Annotated in this window: 19 protein-coding genes; 6 read left to right on the forward strand and 13 right to left on the reverse strand. The window is 67.0% G+C overall.

Features of this window, described 5'->3' with window-relative positions:
* Positions 1–18 precede the first annotated feature (18 nt).
* The 3 genes from NV1_RS07275 to purF form a co-directional block, all read right to left on the reverse strand.
* Positions 19–1,032, reverse strand: a complete 1,014-nt coding sequence (locus NV1_RS07275; protein WP_174557412.1) for an ABC transporter permease — start codon at positions 1,030–1,032, stop codon at positions 19–21.
* 80 nt (positions 1,033–1,112) lie between these two features.
* Positions 1,113–2,669 carry an ABC transporter substrate-binding protein gene (locus tag NV1_RS07280; protein ID WP_084525171.1) on the reverse strand — a complete coding sequence of 519 codons (1,557 nt, stop codon included), beginning with the start codon at positions 2,667–2,669 and terminating at the stop codon, positions 1,113–1,115.
* Positions 2,670–2,894: 225 nt separating this feature from the next.
* On the reverse strand, positions 2,895–4,472 hold the full coding sequence (gene purF / locus NV1_RS07285) for an amidophosphoribosyltransferase (RefSeq protein ID WP_067887215.1): 1,578 nt from the start codon (positions 4,470–4,472) through the stop codon (positions 2,895–2,897).
* Between the two features lie 137 nt (positions 4,473–4,609).
* On the opposite strand from purF, the gene NV1_RS07290 reads away from it, so the two are divergent.
* Complete coding sequence (locus tag NV1_RS07290) at positions 4,610–5,908, forward strand: YhgE/Pip domain-containing protein (protein ID WP_281181800.1); 1,299 nt, start codon at positions 4,610–4,612, stop codon at positions 5,906–5,908.
* Positions 5,909–5,921: 13 nt separating this feature from the next.
* Here NV1_RS07290 and NV1_RS07295 read toward each other — a convergent pair whose 3' ends face one another.
* The 4 genes from NV1_RS07295 to NV1_RS07310 all read right to left on the reverse strand — a co-directional run bounded on the left by NV1_RS07295 (position 5,922) and on the right by NV1_RS07310 (position 10,174).
* Positions 5,922–6,305 carry a sterol carrier family protein gene (locus NV1_RS07295; protein ID WP_157116660.1) on the reverse strand — a complete coding sequence of 128 codons (384 nt, stop codon included), beginning with the start codon at positions 6,303–6,305 and terminating at the stop codon, positions 5,922–5,924.
* A 150-nt stretch (positions 6,306–6,455) separates the two neighbouring features.
* Positions 6,456–7,172, reverse strand: a complete 717-nt coding sequence (locus tag NV1_RS07300) for a DUF8020 domain-containing protein (protein ID WP_084525172.1) — start codon at positions 7,170–7,172, stop codon at positions 6,456–6,458.
* A gap of 522 nt (positions 7,173–7,694) precedes the next feature.
* The gene (locus NV1_RS07305; RefSeq protein WP_245713602.1) at positions 7,695–8,396 is read right to left on the reverse strand and encodes a CPBP family intramembrane glutamic endopeptidase; all 702 of its coding nucleotides are present in this window, start codon (positions 8,394–8,396) and stop codon (positions 7,695–7,697) included.
* A gap of 20 nt (positions 8,397–8,416) precedes the next feature.
* Positions 8,417–10,174 (reverse strand): alpha/beta hydrolase, encoded by a 1,758-nt coding sequence (locus tag NV1_RS07310; protein WP_084525173.1) that lies wholly within the window; start codon positions 10,172–10,174, stop codon positions 8,417–8,419.
* Between the two features lie 124 nt (positions 10,175–10,298).
* Between NV1_RS07310 and NV1_RS07315 the strand changes: the two genes are divergently transcribed.
* Positions 10,299–10,586 (forward strand): YiaA/YiaB family inner membrane protein, encoded by a 288-nt coding sequence (locus tag NV1_RS07315; RefSeq protein ID WP_067886896.1) that lies wholly within the window; start codon positions 10,299–10,301, stop codon positions 10,584–10,586.
* A gap of 300 nt (positions 10,587–10,886) precedes the next feature.
* On the opposite strand, the gene purL is transcribed toward NV1_RS07315, so the two are convergent.
* Positions 10,887–13,193, reverse strand: coding sequence for a phosphoribosylformylglycinamidine synthase subunit PurL (gene purL, locus NV1_RS07320; protein WP_067887227.1), 2,307 nt, complete (start codon positions 13,191–13,193; stop codon positions 10,887–10,889).
* Positions 13,194–13,345: 152 nt separating this feature from the next.
* Between purL and NV1_RS07325 the strand changes: the two genes are divergently transcribed.
* Positions 13,346–14,692 carry a glycosyltransferase family 87 protein gene (locus tag NV1_RS07325; protein ID WP_245713603.1) on the forward strand — a complete coding sequence of 449 codons (1,347 nt, stop codon included), beginning with the start codon at positions 13,346–13,348 and terminating at the stop codon, positions 14,690–14,692.
* Here NV1_RS07325 and NV1_RS07330 read toward each other — a convergent pair.
* Both NV1_RS07330 and NV1_RS07335 read right to left on the reverse strand, forming a co-directional pair.
* The gene (locus NV1_RS07330) at positions 14,638–15,930 is read right to left on the reverse strand and encodes a M18 family aminopeptidase (RefSeq protein ID WP_067886899.1); all 1,293 of its coding nucleotides are present in this window, start codon (positions 15,928–15,930) and stop codon (positions 14,638–14,640) included. The two genes, NV1_RS07325 and NV1_RS07330, sit on opposite strands and share 55 nt — an antisense overlap.
* Positions 15,931–16,174: 244 nt before the next feature.
* Positions 16,175–16,615: a MarR family winged helix-turn-helix transcriptional regulator gene (locus NV1_RS07335; protein ID WP_067886902.1), complete on the reverse strand. Its 441-nt coding sequence runs from the start codon at positions 16,613–16,615 to the stop codon at positions 16,175–16,177.
* A 54-nt stretch (positions 16,616–16,669) separates the two neighbouring features.
* Between NV1_RS07335 and NV1_RS07340 the strand changes: the two genes are divergently transcribed.
* Positions 16,670–17,740 carry a substrate-binding domain-containing protein gene (locus tag NV1_RS07340; RefSeq protein WP_067886905.1) on the forward strand — a complete coding sequence of 357 codons (1,071 nt, stop codon included), beginning with the start codon at positions 16,670–16,672 and terminating at the stop codon, positions 17,738–17,740.
* A 17-nt stretch (positions 17,741–17,757) separates the two neighbouring features.
* On the opposite strand, the gene purQ is transcribed toward NV1_RS07340, so the two are convergent.
* Together purQ and purS are read right to left on the reverse strand one after the other, a co-directional pair.
* The gene (gene purQ / locus NV1_RS07345) at positions 17,758–18,438 is read right to left on the reverse strand and encodes a phosphoribosylformylglycinamidine synthase subunit PurQ (protein ID WP_067886908.1); all 681 of its coding nucleotides are present in this window, start codon (positions 18,436–18,438) and stop codon (positions 17,758–17,760) included.
* Positions 18,438–18,671: a phosphoribosylformylglycinamidine synthase subunit PurS gene (purS, locus tag NV1_RS07350; protein WP_040818162.1), complete on the reverse strand. Its 234-nt coding sequence runs from the start codon at positions 18,669–18,671 to the stop codon at positions 18,438–18,440. Before purS ends, purQ begins: the two co-directional genes overlap by 1 nt.
* Positions 18,672–19,183: 512 nt before the next feature.
* On the opposite strand from purS, the gene NV1_RS07355 reads away from it, so the two are divergent.
* Positions 19,184–19,828: an MBL fold metallo-hydrolase gene (locus NV1_RS07355; RefSeq protein ID WP_067886911.1), complete on the forward strand. Its 645-nt coding sequence runs from the start codon at positions 19,184–19,186 to the stop codon at positions 19,826–19,828.
* A gap of 177 nt (positions 19,829–20,005) precedes the next feature.
* Here the strand turns inward: NV1_RS07355 and NV1_RS07360 are convergent, their stop codons facing one another.
* The gene (locus tag NV1_RS07360) at positions 20,006–21,376 is read right to left on the reverse strand and encodes a dipeptidase (protein ID WP_067886914.1); all 1,371 of its coding nucleotides are present in this window, start codon (positions 21,374–21,376) and stop codon (positions 20,006–20,008) included.
* Between the two features lie 248 nt (positions 21,377–21,624).
* Between NV1_RS07360 and gad the strand changes: the two genes are divergently transcribed.
* A complete protein-coding gene (gene gad / locus NV1_RS07365) occupies positions 21,625–23,037 on the forward strand; it encodes a glutamate decarboxylase (protein ID WP_084525187.1) in 1,413 nt (470 codons plus the stop codon).
* Positions 23,038–23,043 lie beyond the last annotated feature (6 nt).

Below are 23,043 nucleotides of genomic sequence, written 5' to 3' on the forward strand. Positions count from 1 at the left end.
CAGTTCAGGAGCGGTCACCTAGAACCTCACCCTCGGATCAACAAGCGCCACAACGATATCCACCAGGAAGCTCATCACCGCGACGACCAAGGCCAGGAATGCCACGATCCCCTGTACCGCGACGAAATCCCGGGCCTGCAGATACTGCGCGAGCTGATAGCCCAGGCCCTTCCATTCGAAGGTGATCTCGGTCAGCACCGCGCCGCCGAGCATCATCGCGATCTGCATTCCCATCACCGTGACGATCGGAATCATGGCGTTGCGGAACGCGTGTCGTCCCGTCACCACCCGATCCGACAGACCGCGCGCCCGCGCCGCGTCCACGAAATCGCTGCGCAGGGTCTGGATCAGATTGATCCGCACCAGCCGCAGGAAGATTCCCGCGGTCAGCAGCCCGAGCGCGATGGCGGGCAGGATGGCGTGTTTCACCACGTCGAGCAGATATCCGCTGTCGCCGTAGAGGATTGCGTCGAGGAACAGGATGTTGGTCTTCGGCGAGACGTTCTGCAGCGCGAGCTCCACATTGGTACTCGCCCGCCCGGCCACCGGCAGCCAGCCCAGCTCGATCGCGAAAACCAGTTTGAGCAGCAGTCCGACGAAGAACACCGGCGCGGCGTAGACCAGGATCGCGAACAGCCGCAACCCGACGTCGACCGGTTTGTCCCGTCGCTTGGCCGCCAGCCGCCCCAGCGGAATCCCGACCAGGAAGGCCACGATCAGCGCCCACACCACCAGTTCCAGCGTGGCCGCGCCGTAACTGGTGATGATGTCACTGATCGCCCGGTTGTCCTGGGAGCGGCCGAAATCCCCGCGCACCAGCCCGGAGATGTAGTCCCAGTACTGGGTCAGGATGGGCCGGTCGAATCCGGCCGCGCGCTTGCGCTCGGCGATCTGTTCCGGAGGAAGCCGTCCGCCCAGCGCGGCGCTGATCGGATCTCCCACCACTCGCATCAGGAAGAATACGACCGTCACCAGGATCCAGGCCGTCGGCACGATCAGCAGTAGCCGAACACCCAGATAGCGCAGCAGCACGCCATAGCGAGACCCGTTGCGGCGCTGCGTATTCGAGGCGGGAGCCGGGGCGTCCGGCTCCCGCTCGGTCGCCGTGCTCGTCACTTGCTCAGCACGCTGTAGCGGAACTTGGTGGACGGATCCAGCGTGCTCTCCACACCTTGTACGCCCTTGACCGACACCGCGATCTGCTTACCGGACAGCAACGGCAGTACCGGAATGAACTTCTGCGCGATATCGGACTGGATCTGCTGCAGGATCGCGGCGCGCTGAGTCTTGTCCGGCTGAGTGATTTCGGCGGTCAGCTGTGCGGTGATGCTCGGATCCTCGAAGTGGTTCTGCAGGAAGTTGTTCGGCGCGAAGAACGGGGTCAGGTAGTCGTCCGGATCCGGGAAGTCCGGGAACCAGCCCATCTGATACTCCGGGTAGCCGTCGCGGGCACGCTCCTTCTGATACGTCACCCACTCGGTGGACTGCAGGTTCACCGTGAACAGCCCGGTCGCCTCGAGCTGGTTCTTGATCGCCGCGTACTCCTCGGAACTGCTGCTGCCGTAGTGATCCGGGTTGTACTGCAGATTCAACTGCACCGGCGTCTGCACTCCGGCGTCGGCGAGGAACTTGGCGGCCTCGGCCTTGTTCGGCTTCGCCCCATAGATATCCTTGAACGGTTCGGTGGCGCCCGCATAGCCTTGCGGCACCGTCGAATACGCGGGCTGGTACATCCCCTTGTACACGCCGGTGGACAACGCGTCACGATCGACGCTGGAGGCCACGGCCTTGCGCACCGCGAGCTTCTGCTCGGGGGTGCCGCCCGGCATGGTGTTCAGGTTGAACACGATGTAGCGCAGCTCGCCGCCCAGTCCCTCGTGCACCTCGACCTTGTCGTTCTTGCGCAGCGACTCCAGATCGGTCGGGCTCAGGCTGCGATAGGCGACGTCGATGTTGCCGTTCTGGATGTCGAGCTTGAGATTATCGGCCGAGGCGTAGTACTTGGCCGAAACCGTCGCCGTCTTCGGGGTGCCCAGAATCCCGTTGTACGCCGAATTCGCCTGGTACTGAACGAGTTTGTTCTTGTCGTAGCTGGTGATCGTGTACGGCCCGGAGAACGGTTTCGCCTTGACGATCGCGTCGTCGTCCATGACCTTGTCCGCCGGGAACACCTTCTCGTCCACGATCGGGCCCGCCTGGGTCGGCAGGATCGCCGGGAAGGTCTGGTCGTTGGCGTTCTTCAGGGTGAAGGTCACCGTATTCGCATCGGGGGCGTCGGTGTGATCCAGATTGCCCAGCAGTGAGGCCGGTCCGTTCGGATCGTTGATCTTCACCATCCGGTCGAAGGAGAACTTCACGCTGGCCGAGGTCAGCGGATCGCCGTTGGCGAACTTCAGTCCAGGCTTCAACGTGCAGGAATACGTGGTGGGCGTGGCGAACTCGCATTTCTGCGCCGCATCGGGGGTCGGATTGGTCGCCCCCGGGGCGAAGTTCAGCAAGTGCTGGTAGACCTGCGTTTCGGGCACATACGAGCCCTGGTCGTAGGCCGCGGCGGGATCCAGCGAGAAGATCTTGTCCGTGGTCCCGATGACCAGCCCGCTGCCGCTGCCGCCGCCGTTGGTGCGGCCGGCACCGCACCCGGCGACCGCGACCAGCGCGAGTCCCGCCATTCCTACTGCCGCAATAGTTTTCACTCGACCCGATCGGGCCGCCGACGCCTGTGTCGCCGTTAACCGCATGACTGTCCCTCATCTCGCACACGCGACGCGCTCCGTCCCGGGTCACGGGACGGGTGCGGCCGCGCCAACTTCGATATGGCGGGACAGTACCGCCAGGGCGTTGCGGATATGTTGCGTTTCGCAACAATTAGTCGTCTGCGCGAAAATCCCGCGGACCTACGGTCGGCTCAGGGCGCTCGCATTCGCGTTCTCGCCCAGCAGCTGTGACTCGGACTTGTCGCCGAGAAGCGTCTCCAGGACATTCTTTCCGATCGCGGCCTCGGTCGGCAGCGGAATCGGGTACTGGCCGTCGAAGCACGCGCAGCACAGCCGCGACCGCGGCTGTTCGGTGGCCGCGACCATCCCGTCGAGCGAGATGTAGCCCAGAGTGTCCGCGCCGATCGAGCGGCGCACGTTCTCGACCATCTCTTCGACCGAACCCTCGCACTCGGCCCCGTTGGCGATCAGCTCCGCGCGCGAGGCGAAGTCGATGCCGTAGAAGCACGGCCACTTCACCGGCGGTGAGGCGATGCGGACGTGGATCTCCAACGCCCCGGCCTCGCGCAGCATGCGGATCAGCGCGCGCTGGGTGTTGCCGCGCACGATCGAATCGTCCACCACGACGAGCCGCTTACCGCGGATCACCTCGCGCAGCGGGTTGAGCTTGAGCCGGATGCCGAGTTGGCGGATGGTCTGGCTGGGCTGGATGAACGTCCGCCCGACATAAGCGTTCTTCATCAGCCCCTGGCCGTAGGGCGTGCCCGATCCCTGGGCGTACCCGACCGCGGCCGGGGTGCCGGATTCGGGGACGGGGATGACCAGATCGGCCTCGACCGGATGTTCACCGGCGAGGCGGCGGCCGATCTCCACGCGCGTGGCGTGCACCGAACGTCCGGAGATGGTGCTGTCCGGACGGGCCAGGTAGACGTATTCGAAAACGCAGCCCTTCGGCTCGGGATTGGCGAAGCGCGAGGAACGCACCCCGTCCGCGTCGATCGCCAGCAGTTCGCCCGGCTCGATTTCACGCACGAAGGACGCGCCGACGATATCCAGTGCGGCGGTTTCACTGGCAACCACCCAGCCACGATCCAGCCGGCCCAGGCACAGCGGCCGCACACCGTGCGGATCGCGGGCGGCATAGAGGGTGTGCTCATCCATGAAGGTCAGGCAGAACGCGCCGCGCAGGGTCGGCAGCAGTTCCATCGCGGCCTGTTCGATGCTCTTGTCGGTGGCCGCGTGCGCCAGCAGGGCGGTCATCACGTCCGAATCCGAGGTGGCCGCGACCGAGCCCGGCATCCGGTTGATCAGGCCGAATTCTCGTGCGCGAGAAGCCAGTTCGGCAGTGTTGACCAGATTTCCGTTGTGCCCCAGAGCGATTCCGGTACCGACGGAGGTGGTGCGGAAGATCGGCTGCGCGTTCTCCCAGGTGACCGCGCCGGTGGTGGAATACCTGCAGTGACCGACCGCGACGTGACCGGGCATGGCCGCCAGCGTCTGCTCGTCGAACACCTGACTCACCAGGCCCAGATCCTTGAACACCAGTACCTGCGAACCATCGGAGACCGCGATGCCCGCCGCCTCCTGACCGCGGTGCTGCAATGCATACAGACCGTAATAGGTGAGCTTGGCCACATCCTCGCCCGGAGCCCAGACACCGAAGACGCCGCACTCCTCGCGCGGCTCGTTCTCGGGCCGATCCGAGTCGGGTTCGACGGGTGGATTCTGGCTCTCGACCGACAGATCGTCGTTGGTCACCGTTTGCTCCAAGTTCGGCGGGCTGGTGGCTTCCATCATTCTACGGGTCATCCGCACGAAACCTCCGCCGGGATCACCCGGATGGCACGCGGTTTGCTGCTACCGTGCCACGAGTGGCGTCTACGGACAGTGCGGAAGTGCCGAAGAACCCCCGGCGGCTGAGCCCGGTCAGATGGGCTGTTCCGATCATCGTGATGACCCTGCTGGGCGCGCTGCTGGGTGTGATGTATCTCGACTACGTGATCGACCCGGAGAAGAACCTGCACGACTTCCCGATCGCACTGGTCAACCAGGACGTCGGCGACACCATCGGCGGCAAGCACGTCGATTTCGGCGATCAGGTCGAGGACGGACTGCGCAAGGCCGTACCCGCGAAGGAGATCGACCTGCGGGTGCTGGGCCTGAACGAGGCGCAGCTGCAGATGCAGGCCGGGCAGGTGTACGGGACGGTCATCATCCCCAGCGACTTCACCAAACGTCTGGGCATCCTCGGTGCCGGCAGTGTCGTCCCGGGCGATATCGAACGTCCGATCATCACCCTGCAGACCAATCCGCGCACCGGCGCGTTCGCCACGCAGATCGTGCAGCGTTTCGGCAATCAGGCGCTGACGCAGGTGGACGACACCGTCGGCAAACAGCTGACCGAACAGGTGCAGGCCCAGCTCACCCCGCCCGGCGGCGGCACGGCGCCCGCGCTGTCCGGTGCGACGCGCATCGTGCTGGCCCATCCGCTGAATATCGTGACCGACCAGTTCCGCCCGCTGCCCGGCGGTTCCGGCCAGGGCCTGACCGCCTTCTTCTACGGTTTGCTGCTGCTGTTGGTCGGCATGATCGGCGCGATGATCGTGCATCAGCTGATCGACTCCGCACTGGGCTTCCTGCCGACCGAATGGGGTCCGTGGTACCTGCACTATCCGCGCGCGAGCATCTCCCGGACGCATACGCTGCTGCTCAAATGGGCTGCCGTGACGACCATGTCGGTGATCGTCTCGGCGGTGCTGATGGGGATCAGCGAGGCGCTGGGCATGCAGATCGACGAGCCGCTGACGCTGTTCCTCTACGGGGCGTTCGTGATGATCGCGGTCGGCTTCACCTGTACCGCGGTGCTCGCCGCGATCGGCACCTCGGGCCTGATCGTCAACATGATCGTGTTCATCATCCTGGGTCTGCCGTCCTCCGGCGGCACCATCCCGATCGAGGCGACTCCGAGGTACTTCGGCTGGCTGGCCGAGTTCGAGCCGATGCACCAGGTATTCCTGGGCACCCGCTCGATCCTCTACTTCAACGGCAGCGCGGATGCCGGACTCGCGCGCGGATTCTGGATGGCCGCGCTGGGACTGGCCATCGGACTGGTGCTGGGGCTGTGCATCACCCGGTACTACGACCACAAGGGACTCGAGCGCAAGCCGGTGAACCGCACCGCGCAGCCCGTCTGACGAACGCACGGCGTCAGAGCGGGATGAGCGGAAGCCAGTGTGCGAGTTCGGCGGCGCGGATCCCGGACACGCTCAACGCCCCGGAATCGACGGCCTGCTGATAGGTGAGCAGACCCGTCGCCAGCAGCAACCAGGTGCGCGGATCGGTCTCGACGACGTTCGGCGGGGTACCCCGGGTATGCCTGGGCCCCTCGATGCACTGCACCGCAACGTACGGCGGCACCCGCACCTCGACCGATGCGCCCGGCGCGTTGGCCGCGAGTGTGCGCGCCGTCCCGCGCACCGCCGCGGCCAGCTCGGACCGAGCCGGAGCCGATATCTCCTCGCGCAGCCATTCGCTCACGGCCACCACCGCCGCCCGCACCTCCGCCGGATCCACCGCACCTCGTCGCGCCACGATTGCGAGCCTACCCAGCGATATCACCCGGGCGACCGGCCCACATCGCCCGCGGCGCGAGAGCGGTGGGCGCGTGGCCGATTCGAGGACGTGCGAGTGACCTCCGACCCGCCGACCCCGCCGCGATGGACGGGGACGGCGGGAGGTTGGTCACTTGTGGCCCGCGGTGACGGTGTTGAACAACTGGATGACCGAGACCACCGCGACCGGGCCGCCGACGATCACCGTGCCGGCAGCCACGCCCAATGCGGCGCCGGCGACGGCTCCCGCGAGGCAGCCGCCCGGGGCGCCGGCGAGGAACAGCGGCGGCATCAGCGCCGTGCCGACGACCGCTCCGGCCACACATCCACCCACCAGCCCGAGCGCGGTGCCGACCAGGACGCCGATGCCGGTTGCGAGGCCGACCTGATTCGCGGCCACGCCGACGGCGTCGTTGAACTCGTCCTGGGAGAAGACCGGCTTCAGGTCCGGCTGGGTGGAGGTGATCGCGTCGGCGGGGTCGCGGCTGGGCGTGAGCGTCACGGTTCGGCCGTCGGCGTCGATCTTCGCGGCGATCGGCCAGTCCTTCCGGTCGAGCTGATACGTGAGCGGCATACCGAATGCGAGACGGCCACTGCCGTCCAGGATCTCGAACTGATTGCCGCGGGTGACCAGCCGGCCCGCATCGGTGCGCAGCACCACCGAGTGGTCCACCACATTCGCCGTGTAGTGGATGCCGGGCAGCACATCGGTGCTCACGGTCGTGCCGGGCCCGGTGGGGGCCGGGGCGTTCGCGGCCGGAGTGTCGGCGTACGCGGTGCCCGCTGCGACGGTGAGCGTCGCGATCGCGAGCGTGGCGGTGGCGGCGAACTTCTTCATGGTCTTCATCGGACGTTCTCCTGCACGAATCGGTTGACGAACGAAAATGCTGGTAGGGAGGGAGATGACGACAAATCCGCGCGCGGCATCCTGAAATCCGCACCGCCGGAGCGGATGCCTACGGAATACCACCGTCCGACGCAACCCAGAATTGCGCAGGAGAGCGGATAATTCTCCGGTCCGGACGGAATTCGAAATCGGATCCCAGGACAGCGGAATACGCGCGAACCACCGGACACGAATACCGCGGCCACCGCGATACCGCATCCGGTCACTGCCAATTCCCCGCACGTCAGCCCGGCCAGAGCGCTCCGAATTCGATCAGTCGGCCACATCACGCGATTTGCTCCCGTGGAATTCGCCGAATTTTCTCAGCCGGATACGACGAATCACCTAGCAGGCAGACAACACCATCGGCAACCTTTCGTCGGCACGAGGATCGGAAATGCGAGGAACGCCGGTACTGTACCCGAATTCAGACAATCCGGCCCGAGCCCATTTCCATCCCTTGGGAACCCTCGGCGAGAATGTTCACGAAAGATTGTCGCCCGCGGTCCCGGATCGGCCCGCCCCCGTTCCCGTCCACTGCGGCCCGAAGCGCGGAACGGACCGCCGCGCCGACCGGGACGCGATCGCGCCGACCGCATTGAGGGCCAGGTGCAGCAGTGCCGGTGCGACCACACCTCCTGTGCGACGGCGCAACCAGCCCAGCGCCAGGCCGCCCACGGCAGTCGCGGCGACCGTCGCGAGCACACCGTCACCGGACGCACGAGCGGGACCGATATGCCAGAGGCCGAAAGATGCTGCGCCGAGCCAGATCCCGCCCGAGCCGGCCGTCTCGTCCAGCAGCGCGTCCAGGGAACACCGGAAGATCAGTTCCTCGCTGTACACGGTCCCGATCGGGATGTGCACGCCCACCCATTCGAATATGCCGACTTCCGGGCCGCGAGCGCCGAGTTCGGACAAGGCGCTGCGCGTCGGCGGAATGCGCAGTGCGACCGCATATCCCGCGGTGACACCGCAGAAAAGTAGCGAGCCCCAGAATAATTCACCAGCAACGTGAGCTCTGCTGCCCGATCGGCGATCGGGCAGCCTCCGCGGGCCGTGACACCCGCGAACACCGAATCCGGCGGCATAGACCGTAGCGAAAGCGGCATTCGCGACGGTGCGCCCGCGCACCCCGAGACGCAGACGCGGGAGCAGCCAACTGTTCCACAGCATCGGAAGGGCCATGGCGACAAGGATTCGCACGGTCATTTGACAGCGCGTTCGAGGGCTTCGGACAGTTCGAGTTGAGTACGGATGCGGTTTTCGAGGTCCGGATTCCAGTCCGGCGGCGGCAGCACCGCGGCCCAGCCGTCCAGGACCAGGGTGCCGTAGTTGTGTCCGTGGCCGTCGCTGACGCCCTGGGCATTGGTGAGGTCGGCGGCGACCTGCCAGAAGGTGACGAAAGGCCACCAGCGCATCTGCGTGGACACATCCGAACCGCGACGTTCGGAGAGCCAATTCGGCCGGGAGAAGATCAGATCCGGCGACCACCACACGATCGGATCCGACGCGTGTTGCAGATAGGCGATATGCGGCCGCCGCCAGTCGGGCGAGGGTTTGGACAGATCGGCGGCGTTCGAGGCGAAACGCACCACGAGTCCGTCGGCGTAGACCGGTTCGACCTCGCGCGATCCCGGATCACGCCGAGTGACGAACTGGCTCCACAACCGATTCGAATTCGGCGGCCCCACCCACAGCGCCCCGTCCACCCGCGCACGCAGATCGGCCAGCCCGGAGAAGGCGGCCTCGGAGCCCTGCGACCCCAGTGATTCGCCGTAGACCAGCAGTTTCGGCCGGGACTGCGGTGAGCGCTGCGACCACACCCGATAGACCGCGTCGAACATCGCACGCCCGGAATCGGCCACCTTCTGCCGGTCCGCCAGGAAGGACAGCATGCTGGGCAGATACGAATACTGCGAGGCCACGATCGCGGTGTCGCCACCGTACATGTACTCGATCGCGTTGGCCGTCATGGAATTCACCCAGCCGGTACCGGTCGTGGTGACCACCACCAGCACCTTGCGATCGAACGCATGGGTCCGCTCGAGTTCGGCCACGGCCAGATCCTGTTGAGTCTCATCGTTTTTCGTCGAGGCCAGCCCGATATAGGCGCGAATCGGCTCCAGCGCGGGCTTTCCCGTGACGGCGGCGATCCGGAAGGCGTCGGGCCCGTGCGAGACGAACCAGCGCCCCTCCGAGCCGAGGGTGTCCCAGGCGGCCAGCGACTGCGGGCTGCCGGAACGTTCCGGCTCCTGCGGCTGCACCGCATAGGGAGTCATCTTGTCGTTGCGCACACTGAACGCAGAATTGGCCGCCGTGAAGAACACTCGCGTCGCAACGCCGTTGAACAGCGACACGGTCAGCACGGCGAGCAGCGCGGTACCCACCGTCGGCGCGAACCTGGGCGGGATCCGCACCCAGCGGCTCAGCAGCCGCGCCAGCAACCGCACGATGATCCGCAACGTCCGGTACACCGTGACCACCACCGTGCCCACCAGCAGACTCAGCCCACCGGTACGCAGATAACCCGAGGTGGTGGTGCCGGTCATATTCATCAGCGCGTAGATCTGCCGCTGCCAGTCCGCCGAGAGCACCAGCATGTATCCCGCGGTCAGGACGCACAGCACCAGTACGGTGACTTTGACCGCGTACCGCACCCGAAGCGGTGGCGGCGGCCACGGCAGTTTCGGCCGGATCCACCGGCGGAAGGCCCAGTCGAACACGCAGCCGACGCCGTATCCGATGACGGCGTTGAAACCGCTGATCAAGCCCTGGAAAAGCCAGTCGCGCGGCAGCAGCGACGGCGTCACCGACCAGCCGAAGAACACCGTCGCGACGACCAGCCCGGCGTAGTTGAGATCGATGACGTCCTTCTCCAGGCGGTGCAGCAGCGTGGACCCCCGGCGAGCGATGTCGACGCCGCGCGAACGTAGCGTCGTCAGAGTCTCGGCGGTGTCGAGCACTCCTCAAGTATGGCCGTCGGCTCACCGAAATCATGGGAGGAGGCGCACCGTAGGCGAGAACTACCTGCCCGTCTCGAGTAGTTGTACGCAGGTCCGTCGCGCCGCCGGTCGGCACACTCGATCCATGAGCAATCCCGAAACCACGAGCAAGAGCACCTCGGCCTTCCTGGCCCAGGCCGCCATCGCCTTCGGCGTCGCCTTCGTCGCCACCGCCGCGGGCATCATCTACCTCCCGCTGGACATCTGGCAGCGCGGCTTCCTCCTGATGACCATGCTGTTCCTGGTCAGCAGCACGTTCACGCTCGCCAAGGTCGTCCGCGACCAACACGAGGCCGCGCGCGTCCACCACCGTATCGACGAGGCCCGCCTGGAAAAGCTGATGGCCGAACACGACCCGTTCCGCGCGGCCTGAACCCGCGGCCCGCCACTGCTCACGGCCCGCTGCCGAACACATGGCGGACCGTATCGAACGAGACCGATTCCTTTTCGTCGGCCGGATCGACGCGGGTCTCGGACACCGCTTCACATCGACCGCGATCACCCAGGTGCTGAATCTTCGGCGAGCGGGCAACGCAGACACTCTTCTTCCCGAACGACACCCGGTCGCCGCATCAATGGGCGAGAGTTCAGCGGCGAGTACGGACGATTCAGCGGGTCGGACGACCTCCCGCCCAGGCGATATCCGCTGACATCGCCTGGGGCGCAGGGAAACTCAGTGGCCGGACGAACCGAACAGACGGGGCAGGGTGGCTTCGTGGGCCGCGCGCAGCTCGGTCATGGTGACGGTGAACTGGCCCTGCACCTCGACCGAATCCGAGCCCTGATCCACGACACCGATACGCACCCACGGCAATCCGCGAGCGTCGCACATCTTGGTGAATCGGGTCTCCTCCGAGCGGGGGACCGCGACCAGGACGCGGCCGGCGGATTCGGAGAAGAGAAAGACGAACGGACCTGTGCCTTCCTGGAAGCCCTCCGGCAGCAGGATGCGGCAGCCGGTCTCGCCCGCCAGCGCGGCCTCCACGACGGTCTGCGCCAGGCCACCCTCGCTGAGATCGTGTGCGGCACTGATCAATCCGTCCCGTGATCCGGACGTGAGCACCTCGGCCAGCAACTGTTCGCGAGCCAGGTCGACCCGGGGCGGGACGCCGCCGAGATGGTCGTGCTCGACCTGCGCCCAGATGGAACCATCGAACTCGTCGCGGGTGTCGCCGAGCAGGATGAGCGTCTCACCGGGCTCGAGGCCCAGGCCGGTCGGGATGCGGCGGTGCACGTCATCGATGACGCCGAGCACACCGACCACCGGCGTCGGCAGGATCGCGGTCTGCCCGGTCTGGTTGTAGAAGCTCACATTGCCGCCGGTGACCGGAATACCCAGTGCCGCACAGCCATCCGCGAGTCCGCGCACGGCCTGCTGGAACTGCCACATCACGCCCGGATCCTCCGGCGAACCGAAATTCAGGCAGTTGGTGACCGCCTTCGGGGTGGCGCCGGTGGTCGCGACATTGCGGAACGCCTCCGCCAGCGCGAGCTGCGCGCCGGTGTACGGATCGAGTTTCGTGTAGCGGCCCGAGGCGTCGGTGGCCAGCGCGATACCGCGGCCCGAGGACTCATCGATGCGGATCACACCGGCGTCGGCGTGTTCGGCCAGCACGGTGTTGCCGCGCACGTAGCGGTCGTACTGCTCGGTGATCCAGCGGCGGCTGCTCAGCTGCGGGCTGGCAATCATCTTCAGCAGCGTCGCGCGCAATTCCTCACCGGTCTTCGGGCGGGTCAGGCTCGCGGTGGTGTCGGCGACGAGCGCGTCCTGGAAGTCCGGGCGCCGCACCGGACGCTCGTAGACCGGGCCCTCGTGCGCGACGGTGCGCGGCGGAACGTCCACCACGGTTTCGCCGTGCCAGGTGATGACCAGGTGGTCACCGCCGGTGACCTCGCCGATCACCGTCGCCAGGGTGTCCCACTTGCGGCAGACGGCCATGAACGCGTCCACGTTCTCCGGCGTCACCACCGCGCACATGCGCTCCTGCGATTCGCTGGACAGGATCTCCGCGGGCGTCATATTCGCCGCGCGCAACGGCACCTGATCCAGTTCGATGTGCATGCCGCCGTCGCCTGCGGCCGCGAGTTCGGAAGTGGCACAGGACAATCCGGCACCGCCGAGGTCCTGGATGCCGACCACCAGACCGGCCGCGTACAGCTCGAGACAGCACTCGATGAGCACCTTCTCGGTGAACGGGTCGCCCACCTGCACACTCGGCAGCTTCTTGCGTCCGGTACCGGATTCGTCACCGGAGAAGGTGTCCGAGGCCAGGACCGAGACGCCGCCGATACCGTCCAGGCCCGTGCGCGCGCCGAACAGAATGATCTTGTTACCGGCGCCCGAGGCGAAGGCCAGATGCAGATCCTCCACCCGCATCACACCCGCACACAGCGCGTTCACCAGCGGATTGCCCTGATAGGACGGATCGAATACCGTCTCGCCGCCCACATTCGGCAGGCCCAGCGAGTTGCCGTAGCCGCCGACACCGCGGACCACGCCGTCCACCACGCGGCGGGTGTCGGGATGATCGGCCGCGCCGAATCGCAGCTGATCCATCACCGCGATCGGCCGCGCACCCATCGCCATGATGTCGCGCACGATGCCGCCGACGCCGGTCGCCGCACCCTGATAAGGCTCCACATAGGACGGGTGATTGTGGCTCTCCACCTTGAAGGTGACCGCCCAGCCCTCGCCGATGTCGACCACGCCCGCGTTCTCGCCGATACCGGCCAGCATGGACGCGCGCATCTCGTCGGTGGTGGTCTGCCCGAAATACCGCAGATGCACCTTCGAGGACTTGTACGAGCAGTGCTCACTCCACATCACCGAGTACATCGCGAGCTCGGCGTCGGTGGGACGACGGCCCAGGATCTCCCGGATCCGGGTGTACTCGTCGTCCTTGAGACCCAGCTCCTTGTACGGCTGCGGGGTTTCCGGGGTTGCCGCGGCGGCGCTGACGGTGTCGACGTGGACAGTCACGGTGAGTACCAGGGTCCTTTCGGCGGGCATGCGAGTGCCATGAGCCCCAATGCAGGAGAAAAGGCGGATACCCCGCGAGTCTAATGCGTGCCGAAACGACGCCGCGCACCGTGTTGCGCTGCGCACTTCGGCCCACCGGATATTGTTGGCGCGTGAACGAGCGATCCCAGGTCGCGGATCCGGACGAATTGCCCCCGAATAACTCGGTGGACCAGTCGCGTCCTGATCAGGTGACCGGACGACGGCGCATGGTGGCGATCGCGATCGCCTTGTTCGTGGTGTCCGCGATCGTCTGCATGGCGGCCGGACTATGGCGCGGCTACATCGATCTGCAGGTCTATCGCAACGGCGCGCACGTCTGGCTCGAGGGCGGCGATCTGTACGGACCGATGCCGAAGGTGGGCGGGCTCGGTCTGCCGTTCACCTATCCCCCGCTGGCCGCATTGCTGTTCACCCCGCTCGCGCTCCTGCCGCTGCTGCCCGCCGAATGGCTGGTACTCGCATTGAACATCGCCGCCCTGGCGCTGACCGTGTGGCTGGTGCTGCGGCGGTTGCGGCCGCGGCTGGACCGCACACTCACCCTGTCCCTGGTGATCGGCGCGACGGGGCTGTTGGGACTGTCCGAGCCGATCCGCCAGACCTACAACTTCGGACAGATCAATCTGTTGCTGATGGCGGCGATCTCGCTGGACCTGTTGGTGCGCAAGCCATTCTGGCCACGCGGCATGCTCATCGGCATCGCGGTGGCGATCAAACTGACGCCGGGCGGATTCCTGCTGTACTTCCTGCTGCGCCGCGATTGGCGTTCGGCGCTGACCGTGGCGCTCTCGGCGATGGGTGCGATCGCGGTGGGTTTCGCGCTGTTCCCGCGCGAATCGGCCCAGTACTGGTTCCACACGCTGCTCGACACCGGTCGGATCGGGCCGCCGTACTACGCCGGTAACCAGTCGCTCAAGGGTCTCGCCTTCCGGTTGGGACTCGATGCGCCCGATGCGACGATCGTATGGCTCGCGACCTCGCTGGTGGCGCTCGCGCTCGCCGCGATCCTGATGAAACGACTCTTCGACGACGCCGCGTTCGCCCGCCGCCACGAGTTCCCGGACGCACCCGCACCCGCCTCGGCCGCCGCGGATCTCGCCGCGCTGACCGTCAATGCGACTGCGATACTGCTGGTTTCGCCGGTCTCCTGGTCGCATCACTGGGTGTGGGTGGCGCCGGCCGCGCTGGTGGCCGCCGACGCCGTCGAGCGCGGCGGTCGCGGCCGGCCCTATCTGCTCGCGACCGCCGCGATCGCGGTGATGTTCATGGTCGGGCCGCAATGGCTGCTGCCGCACGGCGGCGATCACGAACAGCACTGGGCGCTGTGGGAGCAGCTGATCGGTTCGAGCTATGTGCTGGTGACGTTAGCGATGCTGGTCATCGCGGTCGTGGCCTATCGGCCGATCTACCGCGCGGTGACCTCGGCCGGAGTCAGGAACGCCGCCAACGCCGCCGAATAGGCGGACACATCGCGCGCGCCCATCAGCTCGCGGGCCGAATGCATGGCCAGCTGGGGTGCGCCGACGTCGACGGTGGTCATCCCGGTGCGGGCCGCGGACATCGGGCCGATGGTGGAACCGCAGGGCAGATCCGCGCGATGCACATAGCGCTGCAACGGAACCTCCGCCTGTGCGCAGGCCAGGGCGAACGCCCCCGCGCCGACCGCATCGGTGGCGTAGCGCAGATTCTGGTTCACCTTCAGCACCGGGCCGCCGTTGACCTCGATCGAGTGCGCGGGTTCGTGCCGTTCCGGGTAGTTGGGATGCGTCGCATGTGCCATATCGCCCGAGGCCAGAATCGAACCCGACAGGGCCGCAAGGTATTCCGAACGCCCGCCGCCGCGGGCGAGCACGATCCGCTCCAGGATCGAGGGCAGCAGATCCGAATGCGCGCCGCGATCGGACTGACTGCCGACCTCCTCGTGATCGAACATCACCAGCACCGGCGCGGCCGCACCGGGCCCGGCCACCGCCGCCGCGAAGGCGCGCAGACCGGCATAGCAGGTGGCCTGATTGTCCAGGCGGGGTGCGCTGATCAGGTCGAGATCGCGACCGACCGGCGCGCTCGGGGTCAGATCGTGGGTCATCAATTCCCAGCCCAGCACCGCGTCCGGATCGAATCCGGCGTGCTCGGCCAGATACCCCAGGAACGAACGCGGCGAACTGCCCACGCCCCAAACCGCGTTGACGTGACGTTGCGGATCCAGGCTCACCCCGCGCCGGTCCTCGGACAGGTGGATCGCCAGCTGAGGCACCCGCAGCAGCGGCTCGTCGATCCGAATCAGCTTCTCGGACACCGCGTTCCCCTCGCGGACCGCGATCCGGCCGGAGATGCCCAGATCCCGGTCCAGCCAGGAGTTGAGCCATGCGCCGCCGTAGGGTTCCAGCCCGACCAGCTGCCATCCGGCCGAGGCCAGATCCGGATGCTGTTTGACTCGCAGATTCGGACTGTCGGTATGCGCTCCGACTACTCGAAATGGTTGCGGCGCACCGGTTTCCGCCCAGGCCACCAACGAGCCTCCGCGTACCACGAAATACCGCCCCTGCGCGGGCAGATCCCACGGCTGCGACTCCGGCAGTTCCCTGAATCCGTTGGCGATCAACTCGTTCGCGACAGTGTGCACGACATGGAACGGCGAGGGTGAGGCGTCGACGAAGGCGCACAGTCCGGACGGCGTAGCGGTGGTCGAAACGGGCATCACCCGATATTAACGGGCGGTGTTTCCGGCCTCCGCTTCGCTCCGGCGGGCCGCGGCCCCCGAAGGGTCGATTCTTCCCTCCTCCACTCCGTCAGTCCGGAATCGACCCGGGCCGCGGCCTTTGGAGTCGATGTCTTCCGAGGCAAGCGGAACCGGGTGTCCCGTTCGGTGCGGAGCACTGGGACCGAATGAGCTGCGAGGTGGTGCTCGTGGGTGTCACCGGGTGCAGGTCATCCGGCCGAGCTCAGCGGTCGCACGCGGGCACCTGCGCGACCAGTTCCAGCAGGCGCAGGAGTTCGGCCTGATTGCGGGCGCCGATGCGCCTGCGCAATTGCTCCTCGGCGCGTTGTTCCTCCGCGCGGAGCGACTCGACGATCTCGACACCGCGTTTGCTGAGGCCGATGAGAATTCGGCGGCGGTCGTCCTCGGCGGCGATACGGAAAATCAGGCCACGTTCGGCCAGGGCGTCGGCATGGCGGGTGGCCGAGGAGGGCGGGAGTTGGGCTCGGCACGCCAATTCGGTCATCGTGATGCCGACCTCATCGGATAAATTGGACAGCATCGCCCAGTGGTCCGCCGAGAGACGCCGTGCGGACAAGGCGGTTTCGAGGTGACGCAGCCAACCGCGTTCCGCTGCGCGCAGTGCGCCGTGCAGCGTGGAAAATCCGCTTACAATGGTCGACATAGTAATTTCTTCCGCCCATTTCCTATTTTCCTCCGACGAGGAGAAGGGTACCGAATGCCGCCGTTCCACGAGGGCGCGGACGATGTGATAGAAGTCCTCAATATCGTTCCACTGCAGGGTTCCGGTGGAATCGTGGCCCCTTCCTGCGAGGCGGCCGTCGCGCTGGCCGTGGCGGAAATCAACGACGGCGACGGAGTTCTCGGACGCGAGGTCCGCGTGACCACCGTGGACGGCGGCCGCGCCCCCGCCGAGGTCGCCGCGGAGGTCTCGGCGCTACTGGCCACCGGAATGATCGATGCCATCACCGGCTGGCATATCTCCGCGGTACGCCGCGCGGTCGCGCGCGCCGCCGACGGCCGGGTCCCCTACCTGTTCGCGACCATTCACGAGGATCTGCCCGACGAGCCGCCCGGGGTCCTGATGGTCGGCGAGAGTCCGGCCGGGAACGTCCTGCCCGCGATCGATTGGCTGTACCGCCAGTTCGGCACCCGGCGCTGGGCGATCATCGGCAACGACTACATCTGGCCGCTGGCCACCGCGCGGGCGGTGCGGACGGCGTATCCGGGTGCGGTCGTGCTGGAACGCTTCGTGCCGCTGGGCACCGAGGATTTCTCGGCGTTCCTGAACGATCCCCGGCTGGATCGAGCCGACGGTGTCGTCCTGCTGCTGGTCGGCACGGACGCCGTGCGGTTCAATCAGCAGTTCGCACATACCGGCCGGTCCGAGCATCAGGTGCGGGTGAGTCCGGCGATCGATGAGACCGTCCTGCTCGCGGCCGGTCCGACGGCCAACGAGAATCTCTACGTCGCCTCGGCCTTCTTCCCCGATCGGGTCGGCGATCCGGATCGGCTGGCGCGGTATCACCGCATGCACGGCCGGTTCGCGCCCGCCCTGACCTTCTTCAGCAATACCGGTTACGAGGCGATCCACCTGATCGGCTCGATGGCGCGGACCCTCGGCTCACTCGAGGTGCCGCGCATGCGCGCGGCCCTCGCCGACGGACTGCGGCTCGAAACCCCTTCCGGCGGAAAGGTTTTCCAAGGAGATCGGGCAGTGCGGGCGGATGGGCTGATCGCCCGCGCCGAGGGCGTGCAGTTGCACGTCCTCGACAATCTGGCCAACTGAACCCGTGCGCGGTCGGTTCAGGCGGCCGCGACGAGCGTGTCCACCACCGACAGGAACATGCCCAAACCGTCGTCGCTGGGTCCGGTGAGTGGCTCGGTGGCGTGCTCGGGATGTGGCATCAGCCCGACGATGCGGCCGTCGGCCGAGGCGATTCCGGCGATATCACGTTGCGAACCGTTCGGGTTGTCACCGGCATAGCGGAAGACCACGCGGCCCTCACCCTCGAGTTCGTCCAGCACCGACTGCGATGCCTGATAGCGGCCCTCGGCGTTCTTGACCGGGATCAGGATCTGCGCGCCGGGCTCGTAACGGGCCGTCCACGCGGTGTCGGTCGCGTCCACGCGCAACCACTGATCGCGGCAGACGAAGTGCAGGCCCTCGTTGCGGGTCAGCGCGCCGGGCAGCAGTCCGGCCTCACACAGCACCTGGAAGCCGTTGCAGATGCCGAGGGTCGGCATACCCTGGCGCGCGGCCTCGACGACCTCGCCCATCACCGGCGCGAACCGGGCGATGGCGCCGGCCCGCAGATAGTCGCCGTAGGAGAAGCCGCCGGGCACGATCACCGCGTCGACGCCCTTCAGATCGGCGTCGGCATGCCACAGGCCGACCGCCTCGGCGCCGGCCAGCCGCACCGCGCGGGCGGCATCCACATCGTCCAGCGTTCCCGGGAAGGTGATGACACCGATGCGCACGGACATTACAGGCGCACCACTTTCCAGTCCTCGATGACGGTGTTGGCCAGCAGTGATTCGGCGATCTTCTCGAGCTCCGCATCGCTGACGCTGTCGTCTACGTCGAGTTCGAATCGCTTGCCCTGCCGAACATCCGACACGCCCGGAATATCCAGGCGCCCGAGTGCGCCGACGATGGCCTGACCCTGCGGATCCAGGATCTCGGCCTTCGGCATCACCTCGACCACGACTCGTGCCACGCGCTACTCCTCAGGCTGGTGGGGGATTACCCGCACAGCCTAATCGCCGCAGCTCGCATACGCCCCGCCGGGGCGCGCTCGAGCCGGTCGCCAAGCGCGGGAAACCGCGCCCCTCCCACCTGGTTCCGCCGACCCGTAGAACACCGACACCAGGTTCGAGACCTCCGGCCCCGGCGGAGGCAATCGGACAGCCGGAGCGCAGCGAAAGCATTCCATCACAGTGCGCGGCCCGTCTCGCCGCTCGGACGCGTGGCGGGTGCGAGGAACGAGTGCCCGACACGGGGCCGAGCGGTGAGACTTCGGGGGCCGCGGACCCGCCAGAGCGAAGCGGAGGCCACGGGCGCAAGCACGAGTGCCCGACACGGGGCCGAGCGGTGAGACTTCGGGGGCCGCGAACCGTCGGAGCGAAGCGGAGGCCGCAGGGCGCAAGACGAGTGCCCGGCACGGGTCCGAGCGACGAGACCCGAAGGGGCCACCAACACGCCGGAGCGAAGCGGAGGCAGAATTACCGCATGCGCATTGCTCACTTCGGTCATTCCTGTGTCCTGGTCGAGATCGACGGAGTGAAGATCCTGTTCGATCCCGGTAATTTCTCGCACGGTTTCGAGGGGCTCACCGGGCTGGACGCGATCGCGATCACGCATCAGCATCCGGATCACATCGATCCCGCGCGGATCGGAGCGCTGGTGGAGAACAATCCGCAGGCGCGGTTGCTGAGTGATCCGCAGACCGCGCAACTGCGCGAGGAACCGTGGGAGGCGGTGCACGCCGGTAACGTGCTGAGCGTCGGCGGGGTGCAGATCACCGGCGGCGGCGGGCGGCACGCGGTGATCCATCCGGACATCCCGGTCATCGACAACACCGTCTTCCAGCTGGGCACCCCGCAGGATCCGGCGCGGTTCGTCCACCCGGGCGATTCGCTGTGGGTTCCGCCCTCGCCGGTCGGTGTGCTGGCCATACCGGCGGCCGCCCCGTGGATGCGCCTGAGCGAAGCGGTGGACTATCTGCGCGCGGTCGCCCCGCGCACCGCCATGCCCATTCACTACGGAATCATCGAACCCGCGGCCCGCGGCATCTACTTCGGCCGCCTCGAGGAGATGGGCCCGGCCGATACCGAACTCGCCGTTGTCGCACCGGAAACCGACGCCGAATTCTGATCTACTCCAATCGATTCCAGCTCACCGTCTGCGGACATCCACATCACTCCTCGGATTCCGGAGCACCGCAACGGATTCCGGCCGCATTCTCCGCGCCGACTCCGCGAGACGCATTACAGTGCGCACCAAGCGATTCCCGAGTGTCCCGGCGGGTGTGCCGCCGGGACGCGGGCGGCGTCAGGAACCATAGGAGGCCAGGAACAGCGCCTCGGCCAGTGCGATGTGCTCGATCTCGCTCGGATCCACGCTCTCGTTGGGCGCGTGGATGAGGCAGCTCGGCTCCTCGACGCCGATCAGCATGATCTCCGCCTCGGGGTAGGTCTCGGCGAACACGTTGCACAGCGGGATCGAACCGCCCTGCCCCTGCGTGGTCGCCTCCCGGCCATACGCCGCGGCGAGGGCGGCCTCCATCGCCCGGCGGGCCGGACCGCCGGTGCCCGACCGGAACGGCGCACCCGCCGCCTCGGGTTCCACGGTGACCCGCGCGTGCCACGGCGTTCTCGATTCCAGATGTGACGTCAGGGCCCGCAACGCCGTCTCCGGCTCGACACCGGGCGGAATGCGCAGGTTGATCCGCGCACGAGCGGAACCCTGTACGGCCGCGGCCGAGCCGACCACGCTCGGCGCATCGATGCCCAGCACGGTCACCGCGGGCCGCGCCCAGACCATATCGGCGACGGTACCGTCGCCGAGCAGGTCGACACCGTCCAGCACACCGGCGTCGGCGCGGAACCGCTCGGGCGGATACTGCGCGCCGTCCCAGACCTGGTCGGCGGGCAGACCGGCGACGGTCGTATTGCCGTGCTCGTCGCGCAACGTCGCCAGCAGCTGGATCAGCGCGGCGAGCGCATCGGGCGCGGGCCCACCGAACATGCCCGAATGCATCGGTCCGGCAAGGGTTTCCACGGCGACGATGACATTGACCGTACCGCGCAAGGTCTGGGTGAAGGTCGGCACGCCGACCGCCGCGTTGCCGCAGTCGCCGATCACGAGGGCATCGGCGCGCAACAGATCCGCATGCTCCGGCACGAATGCCTCGAGCCCACCGGTGCCCTGCTCCTCCGAGCCCTCGCACACCAACGTGATGCCGACCGGAAACTCCTTGCCGCCCAAGCTTTGCCGCAATGCACGCAATGCGGTCAAATGCGCCAGGACGTTACCCTTGCAGTCCGCCGCCCCGCGCCCGTACCAGCGGCCGTCACGCTCGGTGAGCTCCCACACCGGTGTGCGCCAAGCATTTTCATCCAGCGGCGGTTGAACGTCGTAGTGGCAGTACAGCAATACCGTCGGCGCACCGGCCGGCGCCGGATGCCTGGCCACCACGGCCAGACTTCCGTCCGAGGTCTCGTGCAGCCCCGCATCGGTCAGACCGACTTCGGCGAAGGCGTTCAGCACCCACCGCGCGGCCCGCTGACACTCCTGCACCGGAAACTGCCGCGGATCGTACACGGATCGATACGAAACCAGTTCCGCCAGATCGTCTTTCGCCCGGCCCATGAGCGCCCGCACCTGTGCGCGCAACGTAGCTGTCGGTGAATCGTCCGTCATATCAACTCATTTCGTCTTCTCATCGCAATTCTGCACCGTCGGGCGCCCACGATTACGCCGCCGAGCGCCATTGTCGTCATCACTCTTCCACGACACCCCACCTGCCGGATCGCGAGGTTGTCGTCACGTGACGCGCACTGCCCGTCCGACCGCGACCGATATTCGCCCCTGCGCCGCGGTCCCCCCGCGCTGTGAGATGCTGGCGACCGTCCGCGAATTCGTCACGTTGCGATGATCAGGAGATGACGATGCCCGAATCACCCGATTCCGAGGATTTGTTCGCGACATCCCCGCTCCGAGGCGGTGCGCCGAAGTCGCAATTCCCACAGTCGGAAATCCTTCCACAGGCCGCCTATCAGCTCGTACACGACGAACTGATGCTCGACGGCGCCTCCCGAATGAATCTGGCGACCTTCTGTACCACCTGGGTCGAGGATCAGGAGCGGCGGCTGATGGACGAATCGCTGGACAAGAACATCGTCGACAAGGACGAATATCCGCAGACCGCCGAACTGGAGTCCCGGTGCACGCGGATGCTCGCCGACCTGTGGCACTCCCCCGACCCGACCGGAACCCGCGGCACCTCGACGACCGGTTCCAGCGAGGCCGCCATGCTCGGCGGACTGGCCGCGAAATTCCGCTGGCGGGCGCGCGGCGGACGCGGAATCCCGAATTTCGTCTGCGGACCGGTGCAGGTGTGCTGGGAGAAGTTCGCGCGCTATTTCGATGTGGAGATCCGGCAGGTTCCGCTGCGCGGCGACCGGCTGACCCTGCATCCGGACGATATCGCCGACCACTGCGACGAGAACACCATCATGGTGGTGCCGACCTTCGGGCAGACCTTCACCGGCCTGTTCGAGGACGTCGCGGGCATCAGCCGGGCGCTGGACGAGCTGCAGGAACGCACCGGCCTCGACATCCCGATCCACGTGGACGCGGCCAGCGGCGGATTCATGGCGCCGTTCACCGCGCCCGATCTGGTGTGGGATTTCCGGCTGCCGCGGGTCAAGTCGATCAACGCCTCCGGGCACAAGACGGGTCTCGCGCCGCTCGGCGTGGGCTGGGCGATCTGGCGCGAGGCCACGGATCTGCCGGACGAGCTGGTCTTCAACGTCGACTATCTCGGCGGCAATATGGCCACGTTCAACCTGAACTTCTCCCGTCCCGGCGGTCAGGTCATCACCTCGTACTACGGCTTCATCCGGCTCGGCCGCGAGGGATACACCCGGGTGCAGTCCACGACCTACGCGGTGGCCCAGCGCCTGGCCGAGAGCGTGCGCAAACTCGGGCCGTTCGAACTCATCCACGACGGCGACCCGTTGCGGGGTATCGCGGCGGTGTCGTGGCGGCTGACCGGCGAGCAGACCTTCAACCTCTACGACCTGTCGGACCGGCTGCGCACCCGCGGCTGGCTGGTCGCCGCCTACCCGCTGCCCGCCGATCGCCAGGACGAGACGATCATGCGCGTCCTGGTCCGGCACGGCTTCAGCCACGACATGGCCGATCTGCTGCTGGCGGATATGGACCGCGCCCTGGCGCAACTCGACAAGCACCCACCCAGCAGCTCGCTGACTCGCGAGGAGTCCGGCGGCTTCACCCACAACGCGACGGCCGAGGTGCCCACCGGCGAACTGCGGCGTCGGCAGACCGCGCCACGGTAGCCGAAC

It is taken from the genome of Nocardia vaccinii NBRC 15922, assembly GCF_001613305.1.
Lineage (GTDB): Bacteria > Actinomycetota > Actinomycetes > Mycobacteriales > Mycobacteriaceae > Nocardia > Nocardia vaccinii.

Coding starts and splice junctions, on each gene's coding strand:
- NV1_RS07340 (WP_067886905.1), top strand. CDS start 16,670: ATGCCGCCGTTCCACGAGGGCGCGGACGATGTGATAGAAGTCCTCAAT.
- NV1_RS07280 (WP_084525171.1), bottom strand. CDS start 2,669: ATGGCGGGACTCGCGCTGGTCGCGGTCGCCGGGTGCGGTGCCGGCCGC.
- NV1_RS07330 (WP_067886899.1), bottom strand. CDS start 15,930: ATGCCCGTTTCGACCACCGCTACGCCGTCCGGACTGTGCGCCTTCGTC.
- NV1_RS07360 (WP_067886914.1), bottom strand. CDS start 21,376: ATGACGGACGATTCACCGACAGCTACGTTGCGCGCACAGGTGCGGGCG.
- NV1_RS07355 (WP_067886911.1), top strand. CDS start 19,184: ATGCGCATTGCTCACTTCGGTCATTCCTGTGTCCTGGTCGAGATCGAC.
- NV1_RS07335 (WP_067886902.1), bottom strand. CDS start 16,615: ATGTCGACCATTGTAAGCGGATTTTCCACGCTGCACGGCGCACTGCGC.
- gad (WP_084525187.1), top strand. CDS start 21,625: ATGCCCGAATCACCCGATTCCGAGGATTTGTTCGCGACATCCCCGCTC.
- NV1_RS07300 (WP_084525172.1), bottom strand. CDS start 7,172: ATGAAGACCATGAAGAAGTTCGCCGCCACCGCCACGCTCGCGATCGCG.
- NV1_RS07305 (WP_245713602.1), bottom strand. CDS start 8,396: ATGGCCCTTCCGATGCTGTGGAACAGTTGGCTGCTCCCGCGTCTGCGT.
- purQ (WP_067886908.1), bottom strand. CDS start 18,438: ATGTCCGTGCGCATCGGTGTCATCACCTTCCCGGGAACGCTGGACGAT.
- NV1_RS07315 (WP_067886896.1), top strand. CDS start 10,299: ATGAGCAATCCCGAAACCACGAGCAAGAGCACCTCGGCCTTCCTGGCC.